General features: G+C 69.2%; 17 protein-coding genes and 3 pseudogenes. 6 read left to right on the forward strand and 14 right to left on the reverse strand.

What is annotated here, in order from left to right:
* Window positions 1-80: 80 nt before the first annotated feature.
* Complete coding sequence (locus EKO23_RS15585) at window positions 81-302, reverse strand: hypothetical protein (protein ID WP_134718918.1); 222 nt, start codon at window positions 300-302, stop codon at window positions 81-83.
* A 127-nt stretch (window positions 303-429) separates the two neighbouring features.
* On the opposite strand from EKO23_RS15585, the gene EKO23_RS15590 reads away from it, so the two are divergent.
* Window positions 430-3,222 (forward strand): helix-turn-helix transcriptional regulator, encoded by a 2,793-nt coding sequence (locus EKO23_RS15590; protein WP_167880505.1) that lies wholly within the window; start codon window positions 430-432, stop codon window positions 3,220-3,222.
* Window positions 3,223-5,096: 1,874 nt separating this feature from the next.
* Here EKO23_RS15590 and EKO23_RS15600 read toward each other — a convergent pair.
* The 7 genes and pseudogenes from EKO23_RS15600 to EKO23_RS15630 all read right to left on the reverse strand — a co-directional run.
* Complete coding sequence (locus EKO23_RS15600) at window positions 5,097-5,561, reverse strand: Dps family protein (protein WP_134718922.1); 465 nt, start codon at window positions 5,559-5,561, stop codon at window positions 5,097-5,099.
* A 136-nt stretch (window positions 5,562-5,697) separates the two neighbouring features.
* Window positions 5,698-5,967, reverse strand: a complete 270-nt coding sequence (locus EKO23_RS15605; RefSeq protein WP_134718924.1) for a hypothetical protein — start codon at window positions 5,965-5,967, stop codon at window positions 5,698-5,700.
* A gap of 640 nt (window positions 5,968-6,607) precedes the next feature.
* Window positions 6,608-7,876 (reverse strand): NAD(P)/FAD-dependent oxidoreductase, encoded by a 1,269-nt coding sequence (locus tag EKO23_RS15610; protein WP_134718926.1) that lies wholly within the window; start codon window positions 7,874-7,876, stop codon window positions 6,608-6,610.
* A 32-nt stretch (window positions 7,877-7,908) separates the two neighbouring features.
* Complete coding sequence (locus EKO23_RS15615; RefSeq protein WP_134718928.1) at window positions 7,909-8,340, reverse strand: TraR/DksA family transcriptional regulator; 432 nt, start codon at window positions 8,338-8,340, stop codon at window positions 7,909-7,911.
* Between the two features lie 108 nt (window positions 8,341-8,448).
* Window positions 8,449-8,625 (reverse strand): hypothetical protein, encoded by a 177-nt coding sequence (locus EKO23_RS25355; protein ID WP_167880506.1) that lies wholly within the window; start codon window positions 8,623-8,625, stop codon window positions 8,449-8,451.
* A gap of 469 nt (window positions 8,626-9,094) precedes the next feature.
* Complete coding sequence (locus tag EKO23_RS15625; protein ID WP_217702649.1) at window positions 9,095-9,952, reverse strand: alpha/beta hydrolase; 858 nt, start codon at window positions 9,950-9,952, stop codon at window positions 9,095-9,097.
* Window positions 9,953-10,000: 48 nt separating this feature from the next.
* Window positions 10,001-10,483: pseudogene (locus tag EKO23_RS15630) on the reverse strand (transketolase-like TK C-terminal-containing protein); the annotation flags it as partial.
* Window positions 10,484-10,937: 454 nt separating this feature from the next.
* Between EKO23_RS15630 and EKO23_RS15635 the strand changes: the two are divergent.
* Window positions 10,938-12,326 carry a transaldolase family protein gene (locus EKO23_RS15635; protein ID WP_134718934.1) on the forward strand — a complete coding sequence of 463 codons (1,389 nt, stop codon included), beginning with the start codon at window positions 10,938-10,940 and terminating at the stop codon, window positions 12,324-12,326.
* The gene (locus tag EKO23_RS15640) at window positions 12,323-13,033 is read left to right on the forward strand and encodes a hypothetical protein (protein WP_134718936.1); all 711 of its coding nucleotides are present in this window, start codon (window positions 12,323-12,325) and stop codon (window positions 13,031-13,033) included. The genes EKO23_RS15635 and EKO23_RS15640 overlap by 4 nt, the downstream gene beginning before the upstream one ends.
* A gap of 23 nt (window positions 13,034-13,056) precedes the next feature.
* Here EKO23_RS15640 and EKO23_RS15645 read toward each other — a convergent pair whose 3' ends face one another.
* Window positions 13,057-13,482 carry a hypothetical protein gene (locus tag EKO23_RS15645; RefSeq protein WP_246051111.1) on the reverse strand — a complete coding sequence of 142 codons (426 nt, stop codon included), beginning with the start codon at window positions 13,480-13,482 and terminating at the stop codon, window positions 13,057-13,059.
* Window positions 13,483-14,176: 694 nt separating this feature from the next.
* Between EKO23_RS15645 and EKO23_RS15650 the strand changes: the two genes are divergently transcribed.
* The 3 genes and pseudogenes from EKO23_RS15650 to EKO23_RS15660 form a co-directional block, all read left to right on the forward strand.
* Complete coding sequence (locus tag EKO23_RS15650; protein WP_134718938.1) at window positions 14,177-14,377, forward strand: hypothetical protein; 201 nt, start codon at window positions 14,177-14,179, stop codon at window positions 14,375-14,377.
* Between the two features lie 93 nt (window positions 14,378-14,470).
* Window positions 14,471-15,124, forward strand: coding sequence for a TetR/AcrR family transcriptional regulator (locus tag EKO23_RS15655; protein WP_134718940.1), 654 nt, complete (start codon window positions 14,471-14,473; stop codon window positions 15,122-15,124).
* 475 nt (window positions 15,125-15,599) lie between these two features.
* A pseudogene (locus tag EKO23_RS15660) lies at window positions 15,600-15,794 on the forward strand (EamA family transporter); the annotation flags it as partial.
* Window positions 15,795-16,326: 532 nt separating this feature from the next.
* On the opposite strand, the gene EKO23_RS15665 reads toward EKO23_RS15660, so the two are convergent.
* From EKO23_RS15665 to EKO23_RS26225, 5 genes and pseudogenes are all read right to left on the reverse strand, one after another.
* Window positions 16,327-16,584, reverse strand: coding sequence for a hypothetical protein (locus EKO23_RS15665; protein WP_134718944.1), 258 nt, complete (start codon window positions 16,582-16,584; stop codon window positions 16,327-16,329).
* A 124-nt stretch (window positions 16,585-16,708) separates the two neighbouring features.
* The gene (gene rocD, locus EKO23_RS15670) at window positions 16,709-17,953 is read right to left on the reverse strand and encodes an ornithine--oxo-acid transaminase (RefSeq protein ID WP_134718946.1); all 1,245 of its coding nucleotides are present in this window, start codon (window positions 17,951-17,953) and stop codon (window positions 16,709-16,711) included.
* The gene (locus tag EKO23_RS15675; protein ID WP_134718948.1) at window positions 17,950-18,225 is read right to left on the reverse strand and encodes a hypothetical protein; all 276 of its coding nucleotides are present in this window, start codon (window positions 18,223-18,225) and stop codon (window positions 17,950-17,952) included. The genes rocD and EKO23_RS15675 overlap by 4 nt, the downstream gene beginning before the upstream one ends.
* A 487-nt stretch (window positions 18,226-18,712) precedes the next feature.
* Window positions 18,713-19,108, reverse strand: coding sequence for a transposase (locus tag EKO23_RS26715; protein ID WP_425464402.1), 396 nt, complete (start codon window positions 19,106-19,108; stop codon window positions 18,713-18,715).
* A gap of 241 nt (window positions 19,109-19,349) precedes the next feature.
* A pseudogene (locus EKO23_RS26225) lies at window positions 19,350-19,716 on the reverse strand (transposase); the annotation flags it as partial.
* Window positions 19,717-19,794: the final 78 nt, after the last annotated feature.

Below are 19,794 nucleotides of genomic sequence, written 5' to 3' on the forward strand. Positions count from 1 at the left end.
CCCGGGTTTCCACTCGGCTGGCCTGCGTTTCCAGGGCGTCTCGTCCCCGTGTGCGACGTGGAGCTCAGACGCCGGTCGCGCTACCTGTCGTAGGCCGACGGCGACGATCCAGCGTTGACGCCAGCCGTTGCCACTTCCTTCCACCAGGCCGCGCCCGCGATCATCTCCCTGATCTGGCTGTCAGTGAGTTGTGGGTGGGCCTGGGTGGTGTGCGCCTTGATGTCGCGGAACAGCTCGTCGTCATCAGCGCCGGTGAACTCGATCCTGTCGTGAGACGGATCTACGCAGTGGAATCCTCGCATGGCTCCTCCTTCAGATCTACGCCCGATCGATGCGGCTACCGCATCCATGGCTATCAAGATAGGAAGCCGTCGGGGCGTCATCATGAGGGAACTCCCTCGGATCGGACCTGCCTGTAAAATCAGGGGAGTGACCGGGTTCTTCGGGCGCACACATGAGCTCGAGCTGGTCCGCGCTGCGGTTGCCTGGGCTCCCGGCGTACGGCGTCTGACCGCAGTCCTCGTGGACGGTGAACCTGGCGTCGGCAAGACCAGGCTGGTCGACGAGGCCTTGAGAAACATCCGGGTCGATCGGGTTGCGGTGTCTGCGTATGAGCCGGAGATGCGCCTGCCCTTCTCCCTCGGCCACGACCTGACTCGCGCACTGGCGCGCTCCTCGCCCGCGGCCGGGCAGATCCTGGACCCGATCCTCGCGCCGGAGCCCGGCGGCCCGCCCCCCGACTGGACCTCCGTCTTCGAAGCGGCCCACCGCGCGGCCGGTGTCCACGACTCGCTCGTCATCGCGATCGATGACTTCCAGTGGTCGGACGAGCGATCCACGGCGCTGATGCACTACCTGGTGCGCGGGGCCGAGGCCGACGGCGATCCACTGGCGCTCGTCGTCGCTGGTCGACGTTCCCTCGCCCTCGGCGCGCTGGCCTCGTCCCTGGACCGTCTGCTCGGCGACAGGCTGACGCGGGTGAAGCTCGGACCACTCGACCAGCGCTCGACGATCGCACTGGCGCGCGCCGTGAACCCAGCCCTGGATCCTCGCGACGCCGCGGCGGTGGCCGACCGGTCCGGCGGTTCCCCCTTCTGGACCGGGCTGCTGGCCGCAGCCCGGAACGACGAAGCCGAGGTCGCGCCCATCGTCGCCGACCGTCTCTCGGCGGCGGGCACCGACGCAGCGGTGCTCCTGGAGACGATCACCGTGCTGGGACGGCAGGCGGCCCGCGAGGATCTCATCGCGATCCGAGGATGGCCGGAGGATCGGCTCACGGCTGCCGCGGCCGAGCTGATGGCAGCCGGACTGCTGCTCGAGGAGGGGGGCGCGTTCCGCATCGTCCACGACCTCGTCAGAGCAGCCGTCGACACCCAGCTCCCGGACGAACGACGACGCGAGATCCAGTCACGGGTTGCGACACGGCTGGAGAACATCGCCGGCGACAACGTCACGCTGTTGCTGAGGGCTTCGGAAGCCAGGAACCGAGCAGGGCTCGACCACCTGGCGCTGACCCTCCGGATCCTGCGGTCGCCGATGCGTCGACTGGTCGGCATCGTGGGGCTGCGGTCGATCGTGTCCCTCATCGACTCGGTGCCGGCTGGCGCGTCACAGGAGCTCGAGCTGCAAGCCGAGCTCGCGTCGCTAGCCGCTGAACTGGGTCAGCACGGGCTTGCGATGGAACGATGGGCGCGCATCGCGGACCGACAGGTTACGCCGAGTGATCGAGCGCGCGCCTGGCTGGGTGCCTCGGAGTCGGCGCAGCAGCTCGAGCGGACCGAGGACGCGCGCACTCACCTCGAGCGCGCGCGCCGCGCGGGCAGCGACGATCCGATACTTCACCTCGAGCTCCAGGCCACGGACGCGGCGATCACACGCTGGCGCGAGAACCGCCCGCAGGAAGCAGGGCAGCTCACGATCGCCGCTCTCGAGAGCGCGCGTGCCCTGGCCGCTGCGATCCGTTCGGAGGAGACGCTCGAGCCACGCCTCCAAAGCGCCTACGAACGCACCCTCGTGCTCGCCTGCGTGGACGCCATGCAGGCGAACGATCCGGAGGCCATCCTTCCCCTGACAGATGAGATGGCACGGATTTCCGCCGGAGCCGGCATCGAGGCATGGCTGCAGGCGAGCCTTCGGCGGGGCTCGGCCCTCACACTTCTGGCCCGCTTCGCCGAAGCCGAGGATCAGCTCGGACCGGCGTGGCTGGAGGCGCGCCGAGCGTCCCTTCCGGGGATCGCTCTGGACATCGGGGCATGGCTCGCACACACGAGGTACGACGCCGGCCGCCTCATCGAGGCTCAGGAGGTGGCCGACGAATGTGAGGCCCTCGCGGAGCGCATCGGCGAATTCTCTCGTCCGGCCCTGGGCGCGCGGATGTGGCGACTTGTCAGCACGATCTCCGCCGGCGACCACCAAGCCGGCCTCGCCGGCCTTCGGGCAATGTGCGAGGACGAACGGGATCCGCATCACCGCATCCCCCTTCACCTTGCCATCGCTCGTTGGCGGTCACGGCTCGACGGGGCCGCGAGCGCCGACGAGGTGCACGAGCGGATCGCCCGCGGCCGGCACGACATGGAGGACGCTCGGTGCGCCCGCTGCAGCCTCGACTTCATCAGAGCTGCCACTGAGTCGCTGGCCCGCGTCGGATACGTCGACGAGGCTGTGCGATGGTTCGAGGAGGCGGATCTGTCGCCGCCGCGCGGGGACCTTCAGGAGTGGGACCATCTGCGGGCCCGATCGGCCCTTGCCGCAGCGGGGCGAGGGGATCGCGCCTTGCTTCAGGACGCCATCGACGAAGCGGACAAGCTGGGGATGGGCATCGAATCGATCTGGGCGCGCACGTCTCTCGCGCTCGTGAAAGCGGGCGAGGGTGACACGTCAGGAGCGGAGATGATCCTGCGGGACGCGGCTGCGATCGCCGAGGCGAGCGGGGCCACAACGGAGCGCGGGCATGTCGACCAGCTCCTGCGCCAGCTCGGCATCCGCACTTGGCGACGCGGAGCGCGGGCGAAGACCACCGGTGATCTCTCCGTCCTGAGCGATCGTGAGCGCGAGGTCGCGAACCTCATCGCGGGCGGTGCCAGCAACCCGGATGTCGCCAGCGCCCTGTTCCTGTCACGCAAGACGGTGGAGCGCCATGTCTCGAGCATCCTGTCGAAGCTCGAGGTCAAGAATCGTGCGCAGCTTGCGGCCAAGGTGGCAGCCGGCGACGGAGCCAGCTAGGTGCCTTCGTTGACCCACACGATGAGAGGAGCCGCTTCGTCTCCTGGACGCCCAGGAGCATTTGGCGCGATGGCCTCCCGAGCTCGATCGTTTCCTTGACGTCAGTGCCGGAGGCACGACGCGGGAACGAGCCCGAGCTCCAGGGCCTGACGCACATCGGCGAGCGGTCGCCCATCGCAATAGGCGTGAGTTGATCTCTAGTGCTGCATCTGATTTTCGGCTGGCTGGCCGGGGCCGCGCTCGAGCCGCACGTGGAGTCAGATCACACGAAGAACGACCCCTGACCGTGGACGACGTTGAACGGTGTCTTCGCTGGTCAGGGGCCGTTTCTTCACTCTCTGCGCGGCTTGGGCCGCAGGTACATCTATGCGAACTCAGATGTCGTAGTTGTGACTGACTGACCCATGCTGACCTGCGCAAACGTCGTTGATTTTCAACCATTTGTACCACGCTTGTAACGAACGCATCCCCGGCCGCTGCGGGACGAGCCGTGGGAGGTCAAGCTCAGCGGTTGTCGTGCTTGTTCGAGTGCGGGGGGTGAAGTAGCTGCTCGACTCGATCCGACCGCTGATGGCAGCAGATGTTGGTTGGTCGACCGGGCGCGTCCAGGCGGAGTCGCACCCCTGCCGCTGTTCGCGCCGAGATCAGCGGATGTCTCGGGAGCGCCCTTCCCCTGAAAGCGTATGAGAGCGGGGGATCAATCGCCGCGAGACTTGTTCGGAAGCCGGGCACGGTCCTAGATCCACCTAGATTGTGCCTGTTTTCTAGGTCGGCCTAGGGCCAGGCGTTGCGCCTTGTCGAAGTCGCGCTGGCCCACGGTTCGAGGAGATGCGTGTCGGGCTGCTGCGCGGCCATGACCAAGAGCAGGGTGCGGGTCGCCGCCGGGAGGGCCGCTATCTGCCGCCTGAAGTGGGCCCCAGTCTCCGGTCGACCGCCAGCGGGCTTGGGAGCGGCGCGACGCCTTCTCGCGCTGCGGCGGGAGGTGCAGGCGTACTCGGACGCGTTCCTGGCGGGGGATGTGCCCGCGTCGTGGGCGATGCTGTCGAACCGTTGCCGCGACCGTATGCCGATGGCTGACTGGGAGCCAATTCTGCGCTGGGCGCGGGGGTCGGCTCGTGTATAAGTGTAGACCTCTACAGTAGCGAGGGCTTTCGAGTGGGGCGTATGCCTGACACGCCTCGACCGCGCCCTACGAAGGGGCGAGGACGTGGTGTCGTGTCGCCTCGGATATTGTCTTCGCCTTCCACGTTTCGATGAAGTGCGGTGTTTCGCGCTCCGAAGCGAAGCGCCCGGAGCGCCTTCTCGGCGGTGGGTGGCCCGCGTCCGATGGGGGCCGGGCCGCCCAGTTCGAGCACATCCTGCGGGTTTCGGGCCCCAAGGCCCCGCGTCGTACCGGCGTTGCGGCAAGGGCTTACGTTTCGCGGCCGAGCGGGCGCGGCGGGTCGCCGAGGACATTCCCGTGAACCATTGCGCCACGTTATGGCCGGTCATCCAGCTCACGCTGGACACCGGTACCAAAGCGCTCGTGGTGGCCGCGCGCTCGCCTGGCTCGGCAGGTGACGCCGCGCCAGGATGTGGCGCCGGCGGTCGCGAGGCCACCCGGTGAGCATCGGCGGCCTCGCGGCCGGTTCCAGTCGTGACGGAACGATTCCCTGGTTACCAGTTCGCGGGCGGGTCGCTGGCCGGGAAGGATCCGTGGCCCCAGACCTCTGGGAGGTCCAAGGCCGATGGTTCCCCGGTCTTCTCATCTGTCGTCTCGCGGGTGGGCTCCGGGGGCGGCTCTGGGGTCGGCCTGGGTTGAGAGACCCCCGCCGGCCGCGTCGCGGCCTCCGGGCGCGGACCCGGGCGCGGCTCAGGGTGGTGGGGCCGGCGGGTCAGGACTGCTGTGCGTCGAAGAGCCATCGCTGCTTCTCCAAGTCGTGGGCCACGGTGATGAGGAGGTCCTGACTGACCGGGTCCAGCTGCTCGAGGTGCTGCACACGCATGCTCACGCGCTTCGCCACGACGTCGAGCGCTCGCACCATGATCTTCACGACCCCTTGGTCGGTCAGCGCGCCTGCTGGTATCACGAGCAGTGGACTCTCCCTGGCGACCGTGTCCGATCGGCCGTCGGGCGCGTAGCCGAGGGCCGCGGCCCGTTCGGCCACCTCGTCTGCGGCGGTCCTGAGCCCGGTCGCGAGCTTGTCCAGCTGTGCGTGCAGCGGCAGGAACCGGGGGCCGGTCACGTTCCAGTGCGCCTGCTTGGCCTGCATTGCCAGGTCGGTGAGCTCGACCAGCGTGTCTTGCAGGTCAGCTTCGACTCGGTGGATGTCGGGGCGAGTGTCGAGTCGAGTTGTCATGGGTCTTCCTTCCGTTGTGGTGTCTCGTCGATGGCGCGGTCGCCGGATGCGGGGGAGATCGGCCTCGAAGCCGAGGGCCGTTGTGACGCGACCACGCTGCTCGCGATTGCGCGCGCTCACGACCGGGGGACTCCGGTCAGGGCCGAGGCCCTGGTGGCGGTTCGTGCGGGGTCGAGGTGCTGAGTGCGGTGGGGGTCGTTGAGTCCTCGCCACTGGCCTCGTCCCTGGCCTCGTCCCTGGCCTCGTCGGTTCGGGCGGGGTGGGGGACGGGCTCGGGCTCGGCGCCGTCGGTCTTCTCGTCGCGGCCGGGGAAGAGGTCGGCGGCCTTCATAGTGCCGACGACCAGCACGACGATGACCATGAGGCCGGTCGCGAGGAACCAGATCATGTAGCCGAGGTCGGACATCTTGCAGCTCCTTTCGCTGTTACTTAGGAAACGAGTTACGTAGCGTTTTTGATCCCATTTCTGCCCGGATGCGGGGAGACCTGTCTCACTATCCCGAAATGGAACAGATACGCTACGCGACCCGTTGCTAAGTGAAAGGACAACGAAACCGACGGCACGGCGGCCCCCTGTCCCCACCGAAGCCGACCGTCGAGCTCCTTGCGCAGCTCGGAGAGGCGGTCCGTCAGGGGCGTGGCGCAGCCCATCGCGAGTGCTCCTTGCCAACGCGGCCGGAATGCGGCAGGCGCACTGGTCGTGGGGCCCGAGACTGTGCGCCGGCAGCCGTCGCGTACGCACACACCGCGACTGCGGCCAACGAGGCGATGGCCCAGGCGACCGCCACCCGGGTGACTGCGCTGGCGTTCTCGAGCGAGGCGCCCACGACCGCCGCGATCGGGAGGAGGGTGGCGCACAGCGCGGCCGTTGCGCGGTAGGCACATCGGGTTCGGCGTTCGTGACGCGCCCGAGCGCTGTCGTTGCGCGTGGGCGGCCGATTGTCGGGGCGAACGGGAGAGAGAAGGTGTGGCGGTGCCGTGCGCATGGTCAAGCCCTTTCGTCGGGTGGATGCGGTCGACTGAGGTCCCGTCGTGCGGGTCCCGGTTCACCGCAGAGGGTCGAACGGCACGAGTTCGGCGGGGGTGGTGCCAGTCGCGATGCGCTGCGCGAGCAGCTTCCCGGTGAGCGGGCCAAGCGCGACTCCCCACATGCCGTGACCGCCCGCGACAAACACGCCCGGTGCGTTCGTCGCGCCGATCAGGGGAAGCCCGTCGGCGGTGCAGGGGCGGGAGCCGACCCATTCGTCGTGGCGGCGGTCGAGGTCGACGCCGGTGAACAACGGGCGGGCGGCCTCCACGATCGCGGTGATGCGGCGGCGGTCGAGGGCCGCGTCTGGCGCCCGGAACTCCATCATGCCGGCGACTCGGAGCCGCGCGCCGGCAGTTGTTGTGAGCGGGGTGCAGGCCACCCGCTGGGCCGGGAAGTACACCGGACCGGCAGGAACCCGGTCGCAAGCGACGCTGAAGGAGTAGCCGCGGCCGGCCTGCACCGGTTGGCGGACACCGACGTTGCGGGCCAGGCTGGACAGCCAGGCGCCGTTGGCGAGCACCACGGCGTCGAAACGGCCGAGGGTCTCCCAGGCGCCGGTCGTCACGTTGTGGGCGGCGACGCGTACTCCGTCACGATGGTGCTCGACGTCGGCGATGTTGGCGCCTTCGACGATATGCCCGCCGCGCTCGCGTACCGCGGTGGCGAGAGCGCTTAGGAACACCGGTGGGTTGAGGTAGCGCTGGTCGTGCAGCCGCACCGCGGAACCGATTGCGGGGGACAGGGTCGGTTCTGCGGCGCGGGCCTCGTAGCCGGTGAGGACGTCGTACTTGACGTCCAAGCCGGCGGCCTGGATCTGCTCGAGCTCCTCGAGCAGCGCCGCCCGCTCCTGCGGTGTCCGGAAGCACGCCAGGAACGGGTCGGCTGGGTGGGTGTGCTCGTCGACGTGTGCGTCGGTGAGCTCGTCGAACGCGTCGAGCGCGAGCCGGTTCAGCGGCGCGTACGCCCGCATCCCGAGCCCCCAGTGGCGGGCGGTGCTGTGGCGGGCGAACCCGGTGAGGAACCGCAGCAACCGGGGCTCGGGGCGCAGGGGGACGTAGACCGGCGAGGAGGGGCTGAGCACCGCCTTCACCCCGTAGCGGAGCACCGCGGGTTCGGGCAGCGGGGCGGTCAGGGCGGGGGTGAGCCAGCCGGCGTTGCCCCAGGAGGACCCGGCCGCGACGTGGCGGCGGTCGTAGACGGTGACACTGAAGCCTTCTCGTTGCAGGAACCAGGCGGTGGAGAGCCCGACCATGCCGGCTCCGATGACGGCGACGCGCTGAGACATGAGTTCGACCTTCGGGTGAGTGCTGGGGCGGGTCAGTGGGCGGCGCAGCGGGCGCACATCGCCGCCCAGGGCCGCAGCTCGAGCCGCGGGAGCGGGATCTCGGTGTCGCAGCGGGTGCAGATGCCGTAGCGCCCGGCCGCCACCCGATCGCGGGCGGCGCGGACCTCGTGCAGGATCCGCTCGACGGTGGCCCGGTAGGTGGCGGCGACCTGGTCGAGATGGCTCGTCGAGGGCAGCGTGTCGAGCTGGCGCTGCCTGACGGCCTCGAGCTGGCTGAGGTACGCGTCGACTTCGACCGGGTCGGTGAACGGGACCCCGGCCGGGTCGGGTAGCTCGATGAGGGTCGCGGAGGATCCCGCGGCAGGGGAACGGTCTCGGGTCGTTCCGGCCGATCGGTTGTGGCTGGCGCCTGCAGACGAGGTGTGGTGCTTCTGGGGTGCGACGGGGTGGGTGTGTGCGGTCATGCTCAGTCCTTTGTGCGCATCGCGACGCTCAGCGACCCTTCGGGGGTCGAGTCGGGGCGTACGCGAAGGAGAGGCGACGCCACACGGGCGTCACCGGGGGATGCGAGGTCAGGACTGGGTCGGCGGGGCCCGGTCGACGCTGCGACGCAGGACGTCGAGCCCCTTGATGCCGCGGGCCTCTTCGCTGAGGCGAAGGGCAAGCAGGGCCGCGCCGGACGGCACGTGTGAGGGCACGTGGCAGGACTCGGCCGGAGCCGAGTGCAGTGCTGCCAGCGGGACCGTCATGCCCGGACCATAGCCCACGGCCCGGCGGGTCCCAAGGATGTCGTCCCGTGAGCCAGCGGGATGCCGGTGTCGCGGCCTCGGTCTCAGGGCGGGGATCGGTCGCCGCGCGCGAACGATCGCGTAGCCCTGCTCGTCGACGGACGAGGGGCAGGGCCTCACCGACTGTCGCGGTAGGTGGCGAGTCTCGTTGGACCCGGCGGCGGTCGAAGGCGAGCGTGGCGAATGCGAGTGCTGCAACGAGGAGGCCGAAGTCGCGCAGAGCGACGTCGTAGGAGTCGCCCATCGTGACGGGTTTCGCGATGATGCCCGCCCGACCAGCCGGCAACCAGTGGGGCGCCGTAGCGGGCGCGAGAGCGACAGCGGTGCGCGGGCCACGATCTCGATCACGCACCAGGCGCATGGTGATTCGGGCGGAGCGTCGAGACGGCCGCCGTAGGGCACCTTCTCGGGTCGCCGGCCAGCTTCCTCCTCAGCGCGGTGACGCCGCCGGTCGGGAGTGTTCGGTGCGGTGCTCTGCTCGCCCTCCAACCATCGGCACTCCTTCTCCGGGCGCTTGCGACTCGTCGAGGAACTTGCGGAGCGCGGTCCACATCGCGGGCGGGTTGGAATACATCGGCCAGTGGCCGCTGTGCTCGACCTCGACCACCGTCACGCTGCGTCGCCGCCGCTCGGGCAGGTAGTACACATGCGCGTTCTGCTCCCCGTACATGAAAATCCTGGGCATCGGCAGGCCGACGAAGCGGTGGAGGAGGCATCCGTTGTCGGACAGGTCTACCAACGACTCGAACACCGGACGTACGGCGTGGGGGTCGACGGTGGTCAGCACTCGAGAGCTGTACAGGGCACTGGAGAACTCATCTGCTGCCAGGGTGCGGGCGGCAAAGTCGGTCAGGAAGGTCACGGGGTCGTCCGAGTGGTGGGTGACGATCTCGCGGCTGAGGAAGCAGTCCTCTGCTGTCAGGTTGCCTTCGATGTCGTTGAAGCTGAGCACGCGGTCCGGGATGCGGCCGGAGAGCAGCAACGCGGTGAGACCACCCATCGAGTGACCCACGACGTGAAAGCGGTCGATAGCGAGCTGCTCGAGGACGGCGACGGCGACGTCGACCAAGAACGGGACGGAGACAAGGTCGAGACGACTGCTGGTGGGGGCGCCGAAGCCGGGCGCGTCACGGGCGAGAAAGCCGCGGCCGGCCAGACCGGGGAGCCTGGTGAAGTCGGCGTACTCCTCCTTCGTGGAGCCGAAGCCGTGGAGGAAGACCACCGGCTCCGGGCCCGGCACCATCTGGGCGGCGATGCGAAGGTCGGCGTCGCCCTCACGCAGGCTCAAGGTCTGTTCGGACCACGAGGGTGGTCGTCAGTGTCTGCTGTCGCCGTGTCACAGCCACTGGCGGCCTCCCTGAAGTGAGGTGTAACGGTTGCGGGCTTCGGTGGGGCACGATTGGTCGACCGTCCGGTGCTGGGCGAGGCACTCGAGGACGCGCACGACGATGGCGGGCGGGTCGACTCTGAAGTATTGACGCAGGGCTGTGCGGGTGTCGGAGGGCCCGAAGCCGTCGGTACCCAGGGACGACCAGTCTGCGTGAACGAAGGGGGCGATCTGGTCCGGCACCGCTCGCATCCAGTCCGACACCGCCACGACCGGACCGTTGTCCGGGTCCAGCCGGGTTGCGACGTGCGCGGTCCTTTGCGGTTCGTCGGGGTGGCGGTGGTTCCAGGCGTCGACGGCGAGCGCTTCCCGGCGGAGCTCGGTCCACGAGGTCACCGACCAGACGTCGGCATGCACGCCCCAGTGGGCCTCCAGCATGCTGTGTGCCTTCAGCGCACACTGGACGGCGATACCTGAGGCCAGGATCTGCGCTCGAGGCTCCGGCCCCGGCTGGGCTTCGGACTAGCGGTGCATCCCGGCCAAGATTCCCGCGACGTCGGCGGTCGGGGGTTCTGGGGGCTGCAGGACCGGCTCGTTGTAAGGGGTGAGGTAGTAGAAGACTTCGGGGTCCTCGCCGGGTTCGCGGTTGCTGTACATCCTTCTCAGACCGTCCCGGACGGGCGCGTGACCGTGGGCGCCATCTGCCGGGGACCGGCAAGAAGGTGCATCCCATCCTACGCGAGCAGCGGTGCTGGCTTGGGGTCGTGACGCTGGTGCCCGTACGGCATCCGTCGGTCGCCCTCGCGTCGGCAGGCGCCTTGGACAGTCACCGGCGATTGCCGACTCTCGGCAACAAAGAACATCGAACTCGACCGAACTGTGACGGCGACTCGGACGCGACCTTCGAGAGACCGTTGGATCAGAGCAACCATCTTCGGCTCAGGCCATGCATCCCCGCACGACGGTCGGGGGTCGGACAGAGGCGGCAGCGACGGCCTTCACCTCGTCCCGCGACTGGCAGCAGGTACGCGAGTCCTGGACCGGGGATGCCGATCCAAGGGAAGGGGCGAGTTCGGTGACCACGACCCGACCGCGAGATGCCGGCGGCGTGTCCGGCGGCCCTAGAACCGTCGAGCCACGGTGGGGCTGGCCCGCCCCGTGGCCTCTCGCGCCCCCTCCTCCGCCACGCTCCGGGGACCCCCGCCTCGCTGCGCCCCGGGGCACGCCCGCCGGGCTCGGGCTCGGCGGGTTGTCGCGGCTGTATCGCGAGTCCGCGCAAAGTCCCTGGCGCGACGCCCTGGTGCGCGAGGACCTGGAGGACGGGTCGTTGGCCCGCCACGTGGCCGCAGGGGTTCGGGGCCTGTGCGCGAGCCCCGCCGTCTTCGCGCGTAGGCTCGGGAGCTCCGCGCGGTACCGCGAGCAGCTGTCCTGGTTGACCTCGACCGGCTGCAGTGCCGCCCAGGTCTACCGCGAGGTGGCAGCCGCCGACGTTCAGGCAGCGTGCGCGGTGCTGGGCCCGACATTCGAGGGCTCGCCGGAACCCGACGGACTCGTATCCCTCGACGTGGCTCCGCCTTTCGTGGCCAGCACGCGGACCGCCGTCGCCGCAGCGCATCGTCTGCACCACCGGATCGACCGGCCAAACTTCATCGTCGGGATCCGGGCGACTGCGCAAGGCGTGCCGGCGATTCAGGCGCTGGTCACCGCGGGCCGAAGCGTCAACGCCACGTCGATCTGCTCTCTGCGGCGCTACCGAACAGTCCTCGAGGCGTACGTCGCCGGGATGGAGGCATTCGTCGCTCGTGGCGGCAACCCGGCGAACGTCTACGGCGTGGCCACGTTCGCCGTGGCACTCGTGGACACATCGGTGGACAGCCGGCTCGCCGTTTCGACGGACAGTCGCGCAGCGGGGCTGCTCGGCGCCGCTGGTGTCGCTCAAGCGACCCTCGCTCACCGACTGTTCACCGACTGCTTCTCCACCTCCCGGTGGCGGCGCCTCGCCGACCTCGGCGCACGACCTCAGCGCCTGGCCTTCTCAACCGCCGGGACCGACGTCACCTCGCCGCAAGTGCGCAGGTATGTCCGGGAGCTGGTCCTGCCCAACACCGTGCATGCACTGTCGAAGGCCGGAATTGCGGCCCTCGACGGGAACCCAGCCCCGGTCAGCACCCTACCCGCGAAGACGCAGCGCGCCGACGCCGTCCTGGCGGATCTCGCCCACCTGGGAATCGACCTGGACGTCATCGGCTTGGCGCTCGAGGACAAAGCCGCCGCACAGGTACAAGGCTCGTTCGCCCGCGCGCTGGCTCGGATCGGGAGCAGCGAGCCCCGATGATGACGGCGTACCGAGCCCTATGGTGGGTCTGCTCCGCCGCACTCGTCCTGATCGGAGCCGGCGCTGCGCTGACCCTCGCCCCGGCGGCCTTCGTGTTCCTGTTCCTGGCGTTCGCCACCGTCGGCGGCGTGGTGCGGCTCTGCCTGATCCCTGACCCAGACGCACGTTCGCTTCGCGAGCAGGCACGCCTCATCGGCAGTGGTGCGCTGATCGCAGGTGCAACGGCCTGCGCGTTCGTCGGGTACGCAGCGCTGCTGGGAACCGGAGTGTTCCTGCTCGCCCTCCCCGTCCTGGGAACCTCGCCCTACGTCGTGGCCATCTGCGGCCGATGGCTGAGAGCGTGGCCCCCACCGCCGTCTGCCCCAATGGGCCCGGTGATGCGCTCCCTCGCCTACGCCAGTCCGGAGTACCTGGGACCGCCGCCCCTGAGGGAGTTCGGCGACCTCACCGTCGAGGAACTGTGCCACGCCTGGCGGACCAGCTACATCGAGCTGCAGCGGCAGACGAGACCAGCCCGCGTCCTTGCCCTCGTCATGCAACGGCAGCGGTATCTCGACGAACTCGAGCAACGCAACGCGCGCGGTTTCACGCAGTGGCTGGCCTCGGGCGCGCGACCGCCCGGCAACCCGCTGCCCTACATCGCGGGCGAACGCCTGGGCCATCCGACGATCGACTGGGACGAGCTCACCCGTGGCCAGGACTGCTGACCACGAGCATGCTGCTGCCGCACCTAGCCGAGGGTGAGCCACAGGCCGGCGATGCCGGGCAGGATGCCCAGGAGCAGCCACGGCGAAAGCAGCTTGCGGCCGCGGATCACGAGAGCGGCGGCCACCGCCATGACACCGAAGGCAGCGGCGATCACATTCAGCCCGATCTGGGAGTCGAGCCGGTCCTCGGGAACGAACATGGCCGCCAGGACCAGCCCGACGGACATGTGCAGGATCGTGGTGACCGCAAGGCTGGAGGCCACCCAGCGCTGCACCCGGGTCAGGCTCCGTTCCGCCGCGACAGCGCTGTCCACGAGACGCGGCGCGGCCGGGTCGATCAGGTGCTTGCGCCGCTTGGGCCGCGACCCGGGTTCCGGCTGCGACGCGTAAGCGGGCAGGCCCGGGGCTGCGTTGGGTGTGGGGCGGGCTTCGTCGGAGGAGGTGTTCATCAGGACTCCATTTCAGGCCAATGCAGTCATCGGGGGCGGGACCGCGGGTCGGCGCGCAGCGCACCGGACCACTTGCGTGTAAGGACTCGCTGGCTGCACCGGAACGCGAGCTGACCGAGGGTCACGCCGCACGGTCGGTCCTGGCGCGCCCGCGGCAGGCACCACGCGAGGGCTCCGGGCGTGGACTGCCTCACGCGGTCGGCGCTTTCGCTGCCCAATCGGCAGGCGGCGGAGGACGCGTGGACGGGCGCCGAGGCTCGTGCGCATCATCGCGCCGACGCTCAGCACCGTGGCAGTCATGACGCTTGCCGCCAGGGCTCCGAGAGCGAGCAGCCCGGACATGCCGTCAACGTCGGTCATCGGGACACGCCTCCTTCGGGCTGGGGCGCGTGGTCGTGGGTCGGGCCCGGCGGACTCTCAGTTGCCGCGCCCGGGGGAGGCGTTCCCTGCCTGGGCTCACCCAGGGGCTGCGGCGGCGCACCCCAAGCAGCCGGCCAGGTGGCCCGCGCGATGCGCCGCCAACTTGGGGCAACGCCTCGGGCCGCGCGGCCGTCGCCTGGGCTTGGGCCCAAGGCCTCGCGGATCCCGACGACCAGGACGCCGGCGGTGAGGGCGGTGGTCACCAGGAGCAGGATCAGGGCTTGCAGATCGGACATGATGGGGAACTCCTCCCAGCTCAAGCAGCGTGCTGTCGGTGTCGGTGACGGTGGTCCTCGGGACGCTCGTCGGGGGCCGCGGGCCGCTCGTCGCGGGCCGCTCGTCGCGGCTGGTGGGCGCCGGCGCCGCGGCGGACTTGCGTGTGCGGCTGGGCAGCAGGTCGGCGGCCTTGAGGGTGCCGAAGGCCAGGACCGTCACGGTCATGACAGCCGTGGCGATCAGCCAGATGATCTGGTAGTCGAACTCGGTCATCGGGAAATGAACTCCTTTCGCCATCAGTTACAAAACAAGCGGCGTAGCGTATTCTATTCCTGAGACTCGAGGAGGCACCGTGCCGAAGACCAGGCAGGCGAAGCAGGAGACCGAACTCCCCGGGCCGGGGGAGACCGGGCAGGGCGAGAAGCCGCGGCCCGGGCGACCGCGTCAGGCCGACCTCGACCAGCGTCTCGAGAGCGCGGTGCTCGCGCTCCTGCACGACGGCGGGCCTTCCGTCGTGACCGTGGAGGCCGTGGCCAACAAGGCCGGGGTCGCCAAGACCTCCATCTACCGCAGGTACGCCAACCGTCGGGAGCTGCTCACCGCCGCGCTGCACAACGCGATCGGAGCCCCGCAGCTCCCGGCGGAGGGGACGGTCCGGGACAAGGTCCGGTTCTCGCTGCGGCAGGCGTGGCGGCAGATGGCCGACGTCCTCGGGCCCGGCGGGCTGGCGGCCATCGTCGGTGACTCCGACCCGGAGTTCACCGAGTTGTTCCGCGCCGCGCTGCGTCCCTACGACGAGATGCTGGTGGCCCGGATCCGTGAGGACGTGGCCGCGGGGCTGCTGCGCCCGGACGTGGACCCGGACGGACTGGTGAGCCTGCTGCTGGGCGCCTACCTGGGCGAGCTGGTCCGCCACGGCCGCGTCGATGACGACTGGCTGGATCGGAGCCTGGAGATGATCTGGGCCGCGCTAGTACCACCCCGCACCCGGCGGCGAACCTCCTAGCCCGGCGCCGTCCGGGGCCGGACTAGAACCCCGGGGTCGGCCGGGTGTGGAACCCGCCGCGGTGGTCACCGGGACCGGAGTGGCCCGCACCCGGACCACGCCCCATCGCCCCGCCTTCCATGCTCGGGTCGGCCCCGCGGGCTGGATCGCGGTTGCGCTGTGCGGGCTGGGCCTCGCACTACTGACCGGGGGTGGCGGCAGTTCCTTCTCACTCGGAGCCCTGGTGACCCTGTGCGGTGCAGCGTGCTTTGCCGGCCACATCGCCGGGCTCAGCGAGTGGGCGACATCGGCGAACGCCTACGGATTGACTGCCTGGTCGGTGGGGGTGGCAGCGACCGTCTCTGGTGCCGTGTCGGTGCTGACCGGTCAAGTGGGTGTCCCCGTCACCGCTTCGGCCTGGCAGGCGCTTCTGTACGTTGCGCTCGCGGCCACGTGCCTGGGATTCGCCGTCTAGGCCTAGGCCCAAAGCGCTCTCTCCGCTACCACCGCGGCGGTCGTGATGACGATGGAGCCGGTGTTCGCCGCTGTGATCGCCGTCGTCCTTGGCGGCGAGCAACTCTCGGTGGCTGCCTGGCTCGGCGGGTTCCTCGTTGTTTCGTCCATGTTCGTCGCCGAACTCGGGCCCCGCGAATGCTGCGATGCGGTCGCTCCGCGAATCGAATGCTGCTGATGGGCCCAACCGGAATGACCGAGCAGACGACGGCCGTCCGTTCACCCCCGGCCGGCCACTCCCGGGTCGCAACCTATTGGCCACATATGTCGCTAGGAACTCCAAGACGGGCCGAGCCGACGCCGTAGCATGGGGAGGACAAGTCGTCGTCGACGGCGGCGATCAGCCCAGCAGCGTTGCTGGTGGATTCGTCGAAACTCCTCCGAGGAGTGGGGACCTTCCGCCGCAATGACAAGGCATGGGGTTCGAATCACTCGATCGCCAGCTCGATCGCCAGGGCGTCGTGTCGCGGATATTCCCCAAGTATTGGGTCAGAACGCCGCTTGCGACGCCCAACCCGAGCAAACCTTGGAGCTACCGATTCGACGTTCGTGCAGGTCAGAGCGGCAATGAGTACACGTCCACAAACACCATGAGCGCAACGTAGGAGATCAAGGGGTCGCAGGTTCAAATCCTGCCCCAGCTACCAATGTGCGATGTCCCGCGACACCGTTGACAGGTGTCTCGGGACATCGTTGGACATCGTTGCTTTTCAGGCCGGTTTGGGGCCGGGGCCTGGGGGGCGGTCGAGGGGCTGGTAGTCCTTGGCCGGGTCCAGGGTGAGGTCGCGGAGGAGCTGGCTGGTTTCGGCGTCGATGGCCCACTCCTTCTGGGTCTGGTGGAACCTCTCCACCTTTTCCGCAGGTCTGCGGGTGTCGGGGCCGGGAGTGGTCCAGCTTGACGCCGAGCAGGTCGAGCTCGAGTGCGACGCGGCCGCCCCGGCGGGCTTGCCGGTGAAGTCCAGAACCACGCGCCGAATGCCCAGCCCGGCGAGGCAGCTAGCCCGGCGAGCGCGATCATGTCAGAAGCGAATGCTCGACCAGCGAGGTCAGGCACTGGCTCCGGGCTCGGTTCGAGGAGACCTTCGTGACGGCTCAGCCGGCGCAGATGGTCTGGAAGGCGGTGACGAGGAGGTCGATGTCGTCCTCGGAGGCGACCAGAGGCGGGGCCAGACGGACGGTCTGGCCGTGCGCATCCTTGGCGAGGATGCCGTGGTCGAGAAGCTGCTCGCAGACGTGCCGGCCGGTGCTCAGCTCAGGGCTGACGTCGACGCCCGCCCACAGCCCACGGGCCCTCACCGCGTCGACGCCCTGGCCGACGAGCGATCCGAGGCCGGCGGCCAGCCGGTCACCGAGGGTTTCGGCGCGCTCCTGGAACTCACCCGTGTGCAGTATCGCGATCACTTCGCGGCCGATCGCAGCGGCCAGAGGGTTGCCGCCGAAGGTCGAGCCATGGGAGCCGGGGGTGATCACTTCGAGCACGTCGCTGTCCGCCGTGATCGCCGAGACCGGGTAGAGGCCGCCGCCGAGAGCCTTGCCCAGGACGTAGACGTCGGGCACGACGTCCTCGTGGTCGCAGGCGAAGGTCCGCCCGGTCCGGGCGAGGCCGGACTGGATCTCGTCGGCCATCATCAGGACGTCGACGGAGTTGCACAGCGTGCGTACCTGCTGGAGGTAGCCGTCCGGCGGGATGATCACGCCGGCTTCGCCCTGGATGGGTTCGAGCAGCACGGCGACCGTGGTCTCGTCGATGGCGGCCTCGAGGGCGGCGAGGTCGCCGTACGGAACGACTCGGAAGCCCGGGGTGTATGGCGCGTAGTGGGCGGTTGCGGTTGGGTCGGTGGAAAACGACACGATGGTTGTGGTCCGGCCGTGGAAGTTGCCCTCCATCGCCACGATCGTCGCCTGGTTCTCCGCGACGCCCTTGACGAGGTAGCCCCACTTGCGAGCCAGCTTGATCGCGGTCTCGACGGCCTCGGCGCCCGAGTTCATCGGCAGGACCATCTCCTTGCCGGTCAGCCGTGCGAGGTCCCGGGCGAACGGGCCGAGCTGGTCGTCATAGAAGGCCCGCGAGGTCAGCGTGAGCCGACCCAGTTGCTCCTGCGCCCGCGCGACGAGGCGCGGGTGCGCGTGGCCGAAGTTCAGTGCGCTGTAGCCGGCCAGGCAGTCGAGGTAGCGACGCCCCTCGACGTCGGTCACCCAGGCGCCCTCTCCGGCGGACAGCACCACGCGGAGCGGGTGGTAGTTGTGGGCGGCGTACGCCTCGTTGAGCTCGATGTGTGCCTCGGTGTCGCTGAGCGGCAGGCTGCTCGTCTCCGGGGTGCCGGTGCTGCTCGTCATGCTCGGCATCGTCTCTCACCCCGATCGCCGCGATCCCCACTTTGTCCGACAATCTCAAGCCGCATATCCAGCGCAACCACCTCCCCGACGCAGCCGCCATGCTTGCTCGGGCGGCTGGCCGCCATGACGACGTCGGTGGCGAGGCTAAAGATCCGCTGCACACGGTCGGGGTCCTCCCAGCGGTGGCTCTCGACGAACGTCATCCAGCGATCGGGACGAATCGTGGATGTCTCGGAGTATTCGAGCTCCGGCCACGTGACCGCCAGCTCCATGAGTTCCAGGAACGCATCTTGGTCATACTCGATCGCTACCAGCCTGTCGTGGTGCCGTTCTGTCGCGCCGTTGAAAGCACATGTAACGCGACACCCCGGGTGGCGGACCGCCACTAGGGTCGATCCGCGGCTCGGCGGCCCGGACGGTGCCTGGTCGCCTGGGCGGTAGTCGTTCTGCGGTTCACTCATAAGGCTTGCCACGTCCCCTTGGTGACTGACCGCCAAGGCGAGCGGAACCGTTTCTGGAGTCGAGGTCCGACGTCCAGACGTCCGCCTCCCGGGCCAGGGACTGGAGCCCGGCGAGTGCCCGGCCGTGGCAGGTTTGCCGAGTGGCATGTTGGCCTCTCCTATCTCCGGCGCCGGCGAACCTCCTTCGCCCGGCTCTGGTGCGACCGTAGGAAGATCCGACATGGGAAACCATGGCGGTTGACGGCAGGTCTGTTGGCCGTTGTGTTGCCGGTCGCAAGCAAAGTGGCGATGCTTCGACTCAAGACGGTGGTGGCGCAGGGGAGTCATGTCCATTGACCTGGTGTACGGCGAGTGATCCTGCGTCGTTGTGGTTAAAGCCGTGATGCCTCGCAGGGGCACTTCGGCTGGCACCTCCCTCGTCGTTGGTGGTGACGGCCTTCTGAGCGGACGGACCAGGACACCGGGGCCGAGGTAGCTTCGGCCTTCGGCCCATTTCGTCGTGTTGTTCGGTCAGGACGGCGCCCACGCGGCGGATGATGCAGGCTCGGTCGGGAAAGGTCTCGACCACGTCGGTGCGGCGTCGGGCCTCGTGGATGAGGCGCTCGTTGGGATTGTTGGGCCAGAATGGCGCCAGGCCTCCTTGGGGAACGTGGTGAACGCCAGGCTGTCGGCGGGTGCACCCTTCCGGGTGCACGGCAACCTTGGGCAGCTTTTCAGTCAGGCGTTCGACGACGCGGTCGAGCTGGGCGTGCCCCCGCGGGCTGGTCGTCGATCGAGTGCAATAGTGGCCTTACCCAGCCCCACGACTTCTTCGGGTCGCGGCCATCAGTTGTGCCGGCCCGACTTCCGCGGGTAGTTGACGTGGAGGTCGAGGATCTGCCGATGCCCCGTCGGTGTTGACACCGGTCGCGACAGGCCATGCGTCGTCCGACGCCGCGGCTACCCTCGCGGACATTGAGCACCAGCGCGTCGGCGGCTACGAATTGGAAAGGGCCCGCGTCGTCGGGGCGTCGGGGAACTCCTCCACATGGGCGTCGAGCTCCTTGGGCAAATCTCGCCGACCTGGGACTTGGACAGGCTGGTGATGCCCAGGCTCTGCACGGGCTTGTCCATCCTCCGGGTCGAGACGCGAGCGGGTAGCAGGTCGCCACCACGCTGGTGAGCGCCCGCTCGGCCCGCTTGCCGCGCTCCGGCGGCCACTCCGGGAAGGACGACCCTTGCCGCGGCTTGGGGATCGCGACGTCGACCCGTTCCGGCGCGGGTGTCAAAGTCGCGGTGACGGCATCCGTTACGCAGGCTTACCCACTCCGGGTGAAGCTTCTGAAGCATCTTGCACAACAGGTCAGGGCGGGCCCGGGCGAGCTGATCCCCGAGCACCAG

It is taken from the genome of Nocardioides guangzhouensis, assembly GCF_004519545.1.
Taxonomy (GTDB): Bacteria; Actinomycetota; Actinomycetes; order Propionibacteriales; family Nocardioidaceae; genus Nocardioides; species Nocardioides guangzhouensis.

Excerpts from the sequence above, each read along its gene's own strand:
- rocD (WP_134718946.1), bottom strand. The coding sequence starts at position 17,953 with ATGACGAGCAGCACCGGCACCCCGGAGACGAGCAGCCTGCCGCTCAGC.
- EKO23_RS15585 (WP_134718918.1), bottom strand. The coding sequence starts at position 302 with ATGCGAGGATTCCACTGCGTAGATCCGTCTCACGACAGGATCGAGTTC.
- EKO23_RS15615 (WP_134718928.1), bottom strand. The coding sequence starts at position 8,340 with ATGACCGCACACACCCACCCCGTCGCACCCCAGAAGCACCACACCTCG.
- EKO23_RS15610 (WP_134718926.1), bottom strand. The coding sequence starts at position 7,876 with ATGTCTCAGCGCGTCGCCGTCATCGGAGCCGGCATGGTCGGGCTCTCC.
- EKO23_RS15640 (WP_134718936.1), top strand. The coding sequence starts at position 12,323 with ATGATGACGGCGTACCGAGCCCTATGGTGGGTCTGCTCCGCCGCACTC.
- EKO23_RS15605 (WP_134718924.1), bottom strand. The coding sequence starts at position 5,967 with ATGTCCGACCTCGGCTACATGATCTGGTTCCTCGCGACCGGCCTCATG.
- EKO23_RS15645 (WP_246051111.1), bottom strand. The coding sequence starts at position 13,482 with ATGAACACCTCCTCCGACGAAGCCCGCCCCACACCCAACGCAGCCCCG.
- EKO23_RS25355 (WP_167880506.1), bottom strand. The coding sequence starts at position 8,625 with ATGACGGTCCCGCTGGCAGCACTGCACTCGGCTCCGGCCGAGTCCTGC.
- EKO23_RS15635 (WP_134718934.1), top strand. The coding sequence starts at position 10,938 with ATGCATCCCCGCACGACGGTCGGGGGTCGGACAGAGGCGGCAGCGACG.
- EKO23_RS15675 (WP_134718948.1), bottom strand. The coding sequence starts at position 18,225 with ATGGAGCTGGCGGTCACGTGGCCGGAGCTCGAATACTCCGAGACATCC.
- EKO23_RS15600 (WP_134718922.1), bottom strand. The coding sequence starts at position 5,561 with ATGACAACTCGACTCGACACTCGCCCCGACATCCACCGAGTCGAAGCT.